Origin of the sequence: Mycolicibacterium arseniciresistens (assembly GCF_030519285.1) — a bacterium.
Classification (GTDB): Bacteria; Actinomycetota; Actinomycetes; order Mycobacteriales; family Mycobacteriaceae; genus Mycobacterium; species Mycobacterium arseniciresistens.
Map to the genome: position 1 here is coordinate 1 of NZ_JAUMSQ010000541.1, position 1,139 is coordinate 1,139.

1 protein-coding gene is annotated in these 1,139 nt (G+C 65.2%); it reads right to left on the reverse strand.

Going from position 1 to position 1,139, the window contains the following annotated elements:
* Positions 1 to 1,139, reverse strand: a 1,139-nt coding sequence (locus tag Q2100_RS31345) for an acyl-CoA dehydrogenase (RefSeq protein WP_302917137.1), incomplete at both ends; no start/stop codon positions are given.

A 1,139-nucleotide genomic window follows, 5' to 3' on the forward strand; every position in this document is an offset into this window, starting at 1 on the left:
ACTTCAGCAGTGCGCGTGACATCACGACGCGCTGGATCTGGTTGGTGCCCTCGTAGATCTGGGTGATCTTGGCGTCGCGCATCATCCGCTCCACCGGGAAGTCGATGGTGTAACCGGCACCGCCGAACAACTGCACGGCATCGGTGGTCACCTCCATCGCGACATCGGAGGCGAAACACTTCGACGCCGCGGAGATGAAGCCCAGCGCCGGTTCACCGCGCTCGGCACGGGCGGCGGCGCTGTAAACCATCAACCGGGCCGCCTCCACCTTCATCGCCATGTCGGCGAGCATGAACTGCACACCCTGGTTGTCACTGACCGGGCGGCCGAACTGCTTGCGGTCCTTGGTATAGGCGATCGCCGCGTCCAGTGCACCCTGCGCGATGCCCACCGCCTGCGCACCGATCGTCGGGCGGGTGTGGTCAAGGGTGGCCAGCGCGGTCTTGAAGCCGGTGCCCGGCTCGCCGATGATCCGGTCACCGGGAATGCGGCAGTTCTCGAAGTACAGCTCGGTGGTCGGCGAACCCTTGATGCCGAGCTTCTTCTCCTTCGGTCCGATGCTGAAGCCCTCGTCGTCGAGGTGCACCACGAACGCCGAAATACCATTGGCGCCCTTGTCCGGATCGGTCACCGCCATCACGGTGTACCAGTCCGACTTGCCGCCATTGGTGATCCACGCCTTGGTGCCGTTGAGAATCCAGTCCTCGCCGTCGGCCTTGGCGCGGGTCCGCATGGCAGCCGCGTCACTGCCCGCTTCGCGCTCCGAAAGCGCATAAGACGCCATCGCCCCGTCGACGAGGTCGGAGAGCACCTTCTTCTTGAGGTCCTCCGAACCCCGCAGGATCAGACCCATGGTGCCCAGCTTGTTCACCGCCGGGATCAGCGACGCCGACGCATCGACGCGCGCGACCTCCTCGATCACGATGCACGCCGCCACCGAATCCGCACCCTGACCGCCGTACTCCTCAGGCACATGCACGGCGTTGAAACCCGAGGCATTCAACGCCTGCAGAGCCTCCTCCGGGAAGCGCGACTGCTCGTCGACCTCCGCGGCGTGCGGTGCGATCTCCTTCTCCGCGAGCGCACGGATCGCGCTGCGCAACTCCTGATGTTCCTCAGGCAACTGGAACACGTCGAAC